A 10123-nucleotide genomic window follows, 5' to 3' on the forward strand; every position below is an offset into this window, starting at 1 on the left:
TCGGTCCTCCCGCGTTCGTCCTGTCGATCGCCGTCGCGGGCTGCTCCTCAGCAGACGACGGCGGATCGACGGCGGTTCCCTCCCCGGGGGCCGAGACCACCAGCTGTGCCAGAACCTGGACAAGCTCCTGCCTGCGAAGGACGCTGACCGCGGGCTGGGGAAGCCCGGAGATCATACTGCGCTGCGGTGTGAAACCGGCCCCGGCACCGAAAGGAGGCCATCCCCGAAGGGAATGGCCTCCTGACAGTCGGCGTGCGGTGCGTTCAGCGCAGGCCCGTGGAGCGGCGCAGGGCCGCCTGGATGAGGCGGTCCACCAGCTCGCCGTAGGCGATGCCGCTGGCCTGCCACATCTGCGGGTACATCGAGATGGGCGTGAAGCCGGGCATGGTGTTGATCTCATTGATCACGAACTCGCCGTCCTCGGTGAGGAAGAAGTCCGCGCGCACCAGGCCCTCGCAGGAGGCCGCCTCGAAGGCGTCCACGGCGAGCTTCTGCACCTCGGCGGTCTCCGCCTCGCTCAGCGGAGCCGGGACGATGCCGGGGGTGGAGTCGATGTACTTGGCCTCGAAGTCGTAGTACGCGTGCGCCTCGGGCGGCGGGATCTCGGCGGGCACCGACGCGCGCGGGCCGTCCTCGAACTCCAGCACCCCGCACTCGATCTCCCGGCCGTGCAGGGCCGCCTCGATGAGGATCTTGGGGTCGTGGCGCTGGGCCTCGGCGATCGCCTCGTCCAGGCCGGACAGGTCGTCGACCTTGGTGATGCCGATCGAGGACCCCGCGCGGGCGGGCTTCACGAACAGCGGCCAGCCGTGCTCACCGGCGAAGTCGATGACCTTCTTGCGGGCGGCCGCCTCGTCCCGCTGCCACTCGCGGGGCCGGATCACCACGTACGGGCCCACCTTGAGCCCGAAGGAGGTGAACACCCGCTTCATGTACTCCTTGTCCTGGCCCACGGCCGAGGCGAGCACCCCCGCGCCCACGTACGGCACACCGGACAGCTCCAGCAGCCCCTGGAGGGTGCCGTCCTCGCCGTACGGGCCGTGCAGGACCGGGAAGACGACGTCGACGTCACCGAGCGCCTTGGGCACCGAACCCGGCTCGCTGTAGACGACTTCGCGGGTGCCCGCGTCGACAGGGAGCACCACCGTGCCCTCGCTGGACTCGGCGAGTTCCGCCACGTTGGGCGTACGGCGGTCGGCGATCGCCATGCGCTCCGGTTCGTCGGCGGTGAGCGCCCAGCGGCCGTCCTGCGTGATACCGATCGGCAGAACGTCGTACTTGGTCCGGTCGATGGCCTTGAGGACGGCGCCGGCCGTGACCACGGAGATCCCGTGCTCGGAGCTGCGGCCGCCGAACACGACGGCCACACGCGGCTTGCGAGGCGGCTGCTGGGGGCTCTGGGGGCTGTTCTCGGTGCTCATATCGCGTTGAGAGTACCCGTTGGTAGAGGCCTGATACAGCGCCGCGAAGCTGCGTCGCTCACCGTCGTTCCGGCTTCGCGCTGCGCGACATCAGCTCCTTGACGGCGACCACCGGGGGCTTGCCCTCGTGCACGATGGCGACGACCGTCTCGGTGATCGGCATGTCGACGCCGTGCCTGCGGGCCAGATCCAGCACGGACTCACAGGACTTGACGCCCTCGGCGGTCTGCTTGGTGACCGCGATGGTCTCCTGCAGGGTCATGCCCTTGCCGAGGTTGGTGCCGAAGGTGTGGTTGCGCGACAGCGGCGAGGAGCAGGTGGCCACCAGGTCGCCGAGCCCGGCGAGTCCGGCGAAGGTCATCGGGTCGGCGCCGAGCGCCACCCCGAGCCGCGCGGTCTCGGCGAGGCCGCGGGTGATGAGCGAGCCCTTGGCGTTGTCGCCGAGCCCCATGCCGTCCGCGATGCCGACGGCGAGTCCGATGACGTTCTTCACCGCCCCGCCCAGTTCGCAGCCGATGACGTCGGTCTCGGTGTACGGCCTGAAGTACGGCGTGTGGCAGGCGGCCTGGAGCCGCTGGGCGACGGCGGCGTCGGTGCAGGCGACCACGGCGGCGGCCGGCATCCGCGCGGCGATCTCCCGGGCCAGGTTGGGTCCGGTGACGACGGCGACCCGGTCCCGGCCCACCTTGGCGACGTCCTCGATGACCTCGCTCATCCGCATCGCGGAGCCCAGTTCGACGCCCTTCATCAGGGAGACCAGGACCGTGTCCGGGGCGAGCAGGGGGGTCCACTCGGCGAGGTTGCCGCGCAGCGTCTGCGAGGGCACCGCGAGCACGGTGAAGTCGGCGCCACGCGCCGCCTCGGCGGCGTCGGTGGTGGCCCGCAGGTTCTCCGGGAGCTCCACGCCGGGCAGGTAGTCGGGGTTGGTGCGCGTGGAGTTGACCGCGTCGGCCAGTTCCGGGCGCCGCCCCCACAGGGTGACCTCGCACCCGGCGTCGGCGAGCACCATGCCGAAGGCGGTGCCCCACGATCCGGTGCCGAAGACGGCCGCCTTGACGGGCTTGCTCACTTGCTCTTCTCCTCGTGCCCGGTCTCTGCCTGCCGTCCGTTCTGCGCCTGGCTGCGGCGTCGCTGCTCGATCCGCTCCTTGCGCGGGTCGTAGGGCGTCGCCGGCGCCTTCTCGCCGCGCAGCTCCTCCAGCTGCCGGGTGATGGCGGCCATGATGACCTCGGTGGCCTCCTTCAGCAGCTCCGGAGTCATCTCCTTGTCGTAGAAGCGCTCCAGGTCCACCGGCGGGCCCGCGAGGACGCGGGAGGTCTTGCGGGGAAGGAGATCGGGCTTCTTCGCGTACGGCGGCAGCAGTTCGTTGGCGCCCCACTGGGCGACCGGGATGACCGGGCACTTGGTCTGCAGGGCCACGCGCGCGGCGCCGGTCTTGCCGGTCATGGGCCACTGGTCCGGGTCCCGGGTGATGGTGCCCTCGGGGTAGAAGGCGACGCATTCACCCCGGTTCACGGCGTCGATGGCGGCCCGGAAGGCGCTGAGCGCGTCCGTGGTCTCGCGGTAGACGGGGATCTGGCCGGTGCCGCGCATGAAGGCGCCGACGAATCCCTTCTTGAAAAGTCCGCTCTTCGCGAGGAATCGCGGAACTCTGCCGGTGTTGTACTGAAAGTGCGCGTAGGCGAAGGGATCGACGTGCGAATTGTGGTTCACCACGGTGATAAATCCGCCCTGGGCCGGAATGTGCTCCATTCCGCGCCAGTCCCGCTTGATCAGTACCACCAGCGGTGGTTTGGCGATCACCGCTGCCAAGCGATACCAGAAGCCGATTTTGCGGCGGGGCACGCGGACACCTTCCTCTAGGGCCTTGGGGGGCCGCACAAGTGTCACCCCAGGCCGACCGTCTGTCGAGAACACCGTACGCCCCACGCACCGGACCGCCAGATGGCCAAGGGTGAGAGCCGGGTGACAATGGCCGCGACAAGAGAGGTGCGAACGTTCGTGCAGTGGACCCTGGTCATACCCCTGAAGCCTCTGGCGCGGGCCAAGAGCAGGCTCTCGGACACCGCGGCCGACGCCCTGCGCCCGGCGCTCGCCCTGGCCTTCGCCCAGGACACCGTGGCAGCCGCGCTGGCCAGCGCCGTGGTACGGGATGTGGCAGTCGTCACGGACGACGTGCTGGCAGGCCGTGAGCTGGCCGCCCTCGGCGCCCGGATCGTGCCGGACATCCCGGGCGCCGGCCTGAACGCGGCCCTGGCGCACGCGGCGGCCGTGGTCCGCGCCTCCCGTCCGGAATGCGCCGTCGCTGCCCTGAACGCGGATCTGCCCGCACTGCGCCCGCCGGAATTGACCCGGGTGCTGGACTCGGCCGCGCAATTCCCGCGCGCTTTTCTGCCGGACGCGGCGGCGATCGGCACCACACTGCTGACGGCCGCGCCGGGCCGGGAATTGGATCCTGGGTTCGGCCCCGATTCCCGTGCCCGCCACCGCGCCTCGGGGGCCGCGGAACTCCCGCTCGCCGATGTGGATTCGGTACGCCAGGACGTGGACACCGGCGACGATCTGCGGGCGGCGCTTACGTTGGGCGTGGGGCCGTGGACGGCCAGGGCGGCGGCGCGGTTGATCAACGCGGGGGCGAGCGTGGAGCCCGCCGCGCGCGGCCGGGATCGAGCGGCAGCGGATTCACCCGCGACCGGGTCGGCGTAGGCTGACCGTCATGCAGGCCACCGCATACACGTACGACGCCGAGACCCGCAGCGGACAGGTGCTCCTGGACGACGGCACCCCCGTGCCGTTCGACACCGCGGCGTTCGACGCCGGCGGGCTCAGGCTGCTGCGCCCCGGGCAGCGGGTGCGCGTCGAGGTGGAGGGCCCCAAGGACCGGCCCCGCATCACCCTGGTGACGCTCCAGACCTTCTGAGGGGACCGTACCGGCCCCTGAACGCGCCGCGGGCCGGGCTCCCAGGGGAGTCCGGCCCGGCGCGTGAGTACCTCTGCGCCTCTACCTCTTGCGGGCGGTGGTCTTCTTGGCCGTGGTCTTGCGCGCGGTCGACTTCTTGGCCGGGGCCTTCTTGGCGGTCGCCTTCTTCGCGGGGGCCTTCTTCGCCGTCGTCTTCTTGGCGGTGGTGGTCTTCGCCGCGGTCTTCTTGGCGGCGGCCGTGGTCTTCTTGGCCGTCGTCTTCTTCGCCGTGGTCTTCTTCGCCGCCGCCGTGGTCTTCTTCGCGGTGGTCTTCTTCGCCGTCGCCTTCTTGGCGGTGGTCTTCTTGGCCGCGGCCTTCTTGACCGTCGCGGAAGCGCCGCCGCTCAGGCTGCCCTTGGGGGCCTTCTTGACGGCCACCTCGCCGCCGCGCGGGAGCTTCTTCGAGCCGCTCACCAGGTCCTTGAAGCCCTGGCCCGCCCGGAAGCGCGGAACGGAGGTCTTCTTGACCCGAACCCGCTCGCCCGTCTGGGGGTTGCGGGCGTAACGGGCGGGGCGGTCGACCTTCTCGAACGAACCGAAGCCGGTGACGGAGACCCGCTCACCAGCGACGACCGCGCGGACGATGGCGTCCAGTACGTGGTCGACAGCATCGGCGGCCTGCTGGCGGCCGCCCATCTTGTCGGCAATCGCTTCTACGAGCTGCGCCTTGTTCACGTCTTCCCCTTCGGAGACATCGCCAGAACGAAAGTGTTCAAGCTTTTTCGCACGTTAGGCAGATATATACCGCAAATCAAACACGAAACGGGCTTATCACCCTTGTGCCGCAACGGACTCGGCGATCTTCGGAGCCTCAGCGTTCCTCGTCGGGGAGTCGACCCGCTTCGAGGTCCGCCTTGAACGCCTCCAGACGCCTTGCCGCGTCGGCGAGATCGTGCTTGGCCGCGGCCGTAATGACCAGCAGCTTCCGGGTCAGCGCCATCCGTACGCCCTCCGGGACTTGCAGTGCGCGCACTGTTGTGTGCGCTTCCTTGAGTTGGTCCGCGACTGCCGCATAGAGCTCGAGTTGGCCGTCGTGTTCCATGCACAGATTGTGCCATCTGGGGCGAGTTGTCGCCTGCTCAGGGTGCAACTGCCGCCTCAAACAGCCGCCCGAACACGGGCGGAGGCCATGGCCTCAACGCTCGACTACCCCGGCAACAACCCCTCTAACGTGGGAAGTTGTGCGCCCCCCGGCGCACGCGCGCGGCGATTCGGGCCCGGACATGGCTGTACCCCCGATCGGGCTGATCGGGGGTACAACCGGGGGTGTTGGGTGGCCGAATCTCGACCTGTTCAGTTGCGGCGGACTCCGCCTGGCGTCACGCCTGCAGCGTCTGCGGCTTGAACGACGGCCGCTTCGCCTCGTACGCGGCGATGTCGGCCTCGTTCTGGAGCGTGATGGAGATGTCGTCCAGGCCGTTCAGCAGCCGCCAGCGGGAGTTCTCGTCCAGCTCGAAGGCGGCGGTGATGCCCTCGGCGCGCACCTCGCGGTTCTCCAGGTCGACGGTGATCTCGGCCTCGGGGTTCTCCTCGGTCAGCTCCCACAGCGCGTCCACGATCTTCTGCTCCAGAACCACCGTGAGCAGGCCGTTCTTGAGCGAGTTGCCGCGGAAGATGTCGGCGAACCGGGAGGAGATGACGGCCTTGAAACCGTAGTTCTGCAGTGCCCAGACCGCGTGCTCACGGGAGGAACCGGTGCCGAAGTCGGGACCGGCGACCAGAACGGTCGCGCCCTTGCGCTCGGGCTGGTTGAGGATGAACGTCTCGTCCTTGCGCCAGGCCTCGAACAGCCCGTCCTCGAAACCGTCCCGGGTCACCTTCTTGAGCCAGTGAGCAGGGATGATCTGGTCGGTGTCGACGTTGGAGCGGCGCAGCGGGACGGCCCGGCCGGTGTGCGTGGTGAATGCTTCCATGACTGATCAGACTCCAGCGGCGACAGGGGCGTCGGACAGGTCGGCGGGCGAGGCCAGGTGGCCCAGTACGGCGGTCGCGGCGGCGACCTGCGGCGACACCAGGTGGGTACGGCCGCCCTTGCCCTGCCTGCCCTCGAAGTTGCGGTTGGAGGTGGACGCGGAGCGCTCACCGGGGGCGAGCTGGTCGGGGTTCATGCCCAGACACATGGAGCAGCCCGCGTGCCGCCATTCGGCGCCGGCCTCCTTGAAGACCACGTCCAGACCCTCGGAGACGGCCTGCAGACCGACCCGCGCGGAGCCCGGGACGACCAGCATCCGTACGCCGTCGGCGACTTTGCGGCCCTTGAGCAGCTCGGCGGCGGCCCGCAGGTCCTCGATGCGGCCGTTGGTGCAGGAACCTACGAAGACGGTGTCCACCTTGATGGAGCGCAGCGGCTGACCGGCCTCCAACCCCATGTATTCCAGGGCCTTTTCGGCGGCGAGGCGCTCCGAAGCGTCTTCGTACGAAGCCGGGTCGGGGACGGACGCCGAAAGCGGCGCGCCCTGGCCGGGGTTGGTGCCCCAGGTGACGAACGGCGACAGTTCCGCGGCCTCGATGACGACCTCGGCGTCGAACTCGGCGTCCTCGTCCGTCTTCAGCGTCTTCCAGTACGCGACGGCGGCGTCCCAGTCCTCGCCCTTGGGCGCGTGCGGGCGGCCCTTGAGGTACTCGAAGGTGGTCTCGTCCGGGGCGATCATGCCCGCGCGGGCGCCGGCCTCGATCGACATGTTGCAGATGGTCATCCGGGCCTCCATCGAGAGCTTCTCGATGGCGGAGCCGCGGTACTCCAGGACGTAGCCCTGGCCGCCGCCGGTGCCGATCTTCGCGATGATCGCCAGGATCAGGTCCTTGGCGGTGACGCCGTCGGGCAGTTCGCCGTTGACCGTGATGGCCATGGTCTTGGGGCGGACCATGGGCAGCGTCTGGGTGGCCAGCACGTGCTCCACCTGGGAGGTGCCGATGCCGAACGCCAGGCCGCCGAAGGCGCCGTGCGTGGAGGTGTGGGAGTCGCCGCAGACCACGGTCATACCGGGCTGGGTCAGACCCAGCTGCGGGCCGACGACATGCACGACGCCCTGCTCCACGTCGCCCAGCGGGTGCAGGCGCACCCCGAACTCGGCGGCGTTCTTGCGCAGCGTCTCCAGCTGGACCCGGGAGACCGGGTCGGCGATGGGCTTGTCGATGTCGAGGGTCGGGGTGTTGTGATCCTCGGTGGCGATGGTCAGGTCGAGCCGGCGCACCTGGCGGCCGCTCTTGCGGAGGCCGTCGAACGCCTGCGGGCTGGTCACCTCGTGCAGCAGGTGCAGATCGATGTAGAGGAGGTCGGGCTCGCCTTCGGCGCGCCGGACGACGTGGTCGTCCCAGACCTTCTCCGCGAGTGTCCTACCCATCGCTTTCCCTCCGGCCGGCAAAGGTGTGCCCGGCCCAACTAGAGATCTTCCGTAAGCGGCGCCCGGCCCCCTGGATTCCCGGGCAGCCGCCGCCGGGCCCGTTGGTCTGCGGGCCGCTGTGTCTCCAAGGGTTGCGCGTCTCACGAAAAAAGGAACTTGCGTTTCACAGAGTGAGACGTGAGTATCGTTGCATGGACAACAGTAGCGGCGTCGGCGTTCTGGACAAGGCAGCCCTTGTCCTGAGCGCTCTGGAGTCCGGTCCGGCCACCCTCGCGGGTCTCGTGGCCGCCACCGGACTGGCTCGGCCCACGGCCCATCGTCTGGCCGTGGCCCTGGAACACCACCGTATGGTGGCGCGGGACATGCAGGGCCGTTTCATTCTCGGCCCTCGGCTCGCTGAACTGGCCGCGGCGGCCGGTGAGGACCGTCTCCTCGCCACGGCCGGCCCGGTGCTCACGCATCTGCGTGACGTCACGGGCGAGAGCGCCCAGCTCTACCGCCGCCAGGGCGACATGCGGATCTGTGTCGCGGCGGCGGAGCGGCTCTCCGGCCTCAGGGACACCGTCCCGGTCGGCTCGACCCTCACGATGAAGGCGGGCTCCTCGGCCCAGATCCTGATGGCCTGGGAGGAGCCCGAGCGGCTGCACCGCGGTCTGCAGGGCGCCCGGTTCACGGCGACGGCCCTGTCGGGCGTACGGCGCCGCGGCTGGGCCCAGTCGATCGGCGAGCGCGAGCCGGGCGTGGCCTCGGTCTCCGCGCCGGTGCGCGGCCCCTCCAACCGCGTGGTGGCCGCCGTGTCGGTCTCCGGCCCCATCGAGCGCCTCACGCGCCACCCGGGCCGGATGCACGCCCAGGCGGTCATCGACGCCGCCGCCCGCCTCTCCGAGGCCCTGCGCCGCAGCGGCTGACCCCCGGAACGACAAGCGGGGAGGACCTGCCTCAACGCCGCGGCAGGCCCTCCCCGTCCCCCGATCCCCCGTCAGCCCGTCTCCTCGGGCACCTTCGCCCGCTCCGACCGGTACCCGAACCGGTCCTTCGCGGTGCGCCCGCGCCGCTCCACCGGCACCTGACCGTGCGCCGCCGCGAGCCCGAAGGCCGGCATGTCGAAGTAGATCGCCTCGTAGGAGCCCTCCGGCACGACGTACGCCTCATGCCACAGCCCCACGTGCCGGCGCGCCTTGCCCTGCTTCTCCTTGCGGTTGAGGATCCCCCAGGCCCGCCGGTGGAACATGTCCGGCGCGTGCGCGTAGGCGTAGAGCTTCTCCTTGGACTCCCAGTACTGCACGACGTAGTACGTCCGCGGCGAGGCCGTCAGCAGGACGTGGCCGAGCAGTCCGCGCTCCGGCTCCTTGCCCAGCTCGCGCAGCATCCGCGGCATGGCGGTGAGCACCGGCAGCCAGTGGTGCACCGCCCAGAAGTGGTTGATGCGCATGCCGATCAGCAGCACGACCGCGTCACCCTCGACATCGGCGGTGGTCCGGCCCGCGACGGGCTTGGCGAACATGACGAGCCCCCGTTCCCGTATTGGATAGCGGCGCTATCCTTCTGTTCGGTGCTTGGATAGTGGCACTCCCCAAAGAAAGGCGCAAGAGATGCGGCTGGCCGAACTGAGCGAGCGCAGCGGGGTGTCCACCGCGACGATCAAGTACTACCTGCGCGAAGGGCTGTTGGCGCCCGGCCGCCAGGTCAACACGACCACCTCGGAGTACGACGAGGAGCATCTGCGCCGGCTGCGGCTGATCCGCGCGATGATCCAGGTCGGCCGGATCCCGGTGGCCACCGTGCGCGAGGTGCTGACCCACGTCGACGACGACTCCCTGCCCCGCACCGTCCGCCTGGGCGCGGCGGTGTGGGCGCTGCCGCAGGTGCCGGAGCCGGACGCGGACGACGAGTTCGTACAGGGCTCGCGGGCCGCGATGGAGGAACTGCTGGGCACGCTGGGCTGGACCCACGCGCAGTCGCTCGCGTCCCTCTCCCCCGCCTTCCGCTCCCTCGTGGTCGCGGCGGCGGCGCTGCGCCGGCTCGGCTACGACTGGGGCGCCGAACGTCTCGTGCCCTACGCCCGGTTGATGCACCAGGTGGCCGAGCTGGACCTGGACTTCATGGAGGCGCATGTCTCGGAGGCGGAGAAGGCGGAGGTCGCGGTGCTCGGCGTGGTCCTGGTCGAGCCGATGCTGCGGGCGCTGCACCACCTGGCGCAGGAGGAGGAGTCGGCGCGCAGGTACGGCCTGGAGTGAGCGCCCCGGGAACGCCGAAGGCCCCCCACCGAAGTGGAGGGCCTTTCGTGATGCGTACCCCCGACCGGATTCGAACCGGCGCTACCGCCTTGAGAGGGCGGCGTGCTAGGCCGCTACACAACGGGGGCGTGGAGCCTGCGTTTCCGCAGGTCCGAGCTGGTC

The 10123-nt window shown here is 70.1% G+C and carries 12 protein-coding genes and 1 tRNA gene; 4 read left to right on the forward strand and 9 right to left on the reverse strand.

Annotated features, from left to right (window positions below; all coding sequences use genetic code 11):
* Nucleotides 1-263: 263 nt before the first annotated feature.
* Genes GA0115233_RS23005 through GA0115233_RS23015 form a run of 3 tightly spaced genes read right to left on the reverse strand, consistent with a single transcriptional unit; the run spans nt 264 to nt 3266 of the window.
* A complete protein-coding gene (locus GA0115233_RS23005; protein ID WP_093722170.1) occupies nt 264-1421 on the reverse strand; it encodes a D-alanine--D-alanine ligase family protein in 1158 nt (385 codons plus the stop codon).
* A gap of 58 nt (nt 1422-1479) precedes the next feature.
* The gene (locus GA0115233_RS23010) at nt 1480-2490 is read right to left on the reverse strand and encodes an NAD(P)H-dependent glycerol-3-phosphate dehydrogenase (protein ID WP_093722171.1); all 1011 of its coding nucleotides are present in this window, start codon (nt 2488-2490) and stop codon (nt 1480-1482) included.
* Nucleotides 2487-3266, reverse strand: coding sequence for a lysophospholipid acyltransferase family protein (locus GA0115233_RS23015; RefSeq protein WP_093722172.1), 780 nt, complete (start codon nt 3264-3266; stop codon nt 2487-2489). The genes GA0115233_RS23010 and GA0115233_RS23015 overlap by 4 nt, the downstream gene beginning before the upstream one ends.
* 156 nt (nt 3267-3422) lie before the next feature.
* On the opposite strand from GA0115233_RS23015, the gene cofC reads away from it, so the two are divergent.
* Nucleotides 3423-4127, forward strand: a complete 705-nt coding sequence (gene cofC / locus GA0115233_RS23020; RefSeq protein ID WP_218063518.1) for a 2-phospho-L-lactate guanylyltransferase — start codon at nt 3423-3425, stop codon at nt 4125-4127.
* 10 nt (nt 4128-4137) lie between these two features.
* Nucleotides 4138-4341 carry a hypothetical protein gene (locus tag GA0115233_RS41455; protein WP_218063520.1) on the forward strand — a complete coding sequence of 68 codons (204 nt, stop codon included), beginning with the start codon at nt 4138-4140 and terminating at the stop codon, nt 4339-4341.
* A gap of 81 nt (nt 4342-4422) precedes the next feature.
* Here the strand turns inward: GA0115233_RS41455 and GA0115233_RS23025 are convergent, their stop codons facing one another.
* The 4 genes from GA0115233_RS23025 to leuC all read right to left on the reverse strand — a co-directional run bounded on the left by GA0115233_RS23025 (nt 4423) and on the right by leuC (nt 7724).
* Entirely contained in the window at nt 4423-5055 is a 633-nt protein-coding gene (locus GA0115233_RS23025; protein WP_093722173.1) for an HU family DNA-binding protein, read from the reverse strand.
* 136 nt (nt 5056-5191) lie between these two features.
* Nucleotides 5192-5422, reverse strand: a complete 231-nt coding sequence (locus GA0115233_RS23030; RefSeq protein ID WP_093722174.1) for a hypothetical protein — start codon at nt 5420-5422, stop codon at nt 5192-5194.
* Nucleotides 5423-5699: 277 nt separating this feature from the next.
* Nucleotides 5700-6293 carry a 3-isopropylmalate dehydratase small subunit gene (gene leuD, locus GA0115233_RS23035; RefSeq protein WP_093722175.1) on the reverse strand — a complete coding sequence of 198 codons (594 nt, stop codon included), beginning with the start codon at nt 6291-6293 and terminating at the stop codon, nt 5700-5702.
* Between the two features lie 6 nt (nt 6294-6299).
* The gene (gene leuC / locus GA0115233_RS23040) at nt 6300-7724 is read right to left on the reverse strand and encodes a 3-isopropylmalate dehydratase large subunit (protein WP_093722176.1); all 1425 of its coding nucleotides are present in this window, start codon (nt 7722-7724) and stop codon (nt 6300-6302) included.
* A 191-nt stretch (nt 7725-7915) separates the two neighbouring features.
* On the opposite strand from leuC, the gene ndgR reads away from it, so the two are divergent.
* Nucleotides 7916-8632: an IclR family transcriptional regulator NdgR gene (gene ndgR, locus GA0115233_RS23045; RefSeq protein ID WP_026278050.1), complete on the forward strand. Its 717-nt coding sequence runs from the start codon at nt 7916-7918 to the stop codon at nt 8630-8632.
* 71 nt (nt 8633-8703) lie between these two features.
* Here ndgR and GA0115233_RS23050 read toward each other — a convergent pair whose 3' ends face one another.
* Nucleotides 8704-9228, reverse strand: a complete 525-nt coding sequence (locus GA0115233_RS23050) for a DUF4188 domain-containing protein (protein ID WP_093722177.1) — start codon at nt 9226-9228, stop codon at nt 8704-8706.
* Between the two features lie 88 nt (nt 9229-9316).
* Between GA0115233_RS23050 and GA0115233_RS23055 the strand changes: the two genes are divergently transcribed.
* Complete coding sequence (locus GA0115233_RS23055; RefSeq protein WP_093722178.1) at nt 9317-9961, forward strand: MerR family transcriptional regulator; 645 nt, start codon at nt 9317-9319, stop codon at nt 9959-9961.
* A gap of 55 nt (nt 9962-10016) precedes the next feature.
* Here the strand turns inward: GA0115233_RS23055 and GA0115233_RS23060 are convergent.
* A tRNA-Glu gene (locus tag GA0115233_RS23060) sits at nt 10017-10089 on the reverse strand.
* Nucleotides 10090-10123: the final 34 nt, after the last annotated feature.

Origin of the sequence: Streptomyces sp. DI166, from assembly GCF_900091315.1 — a bacterium.
GTDB classification, from domain to species: Bacteria; Actinomycetota; Actinomycetes; order Streptomycetales; family Streptomycetaceae; genus Streptomyces; species Streptomyces fuscus.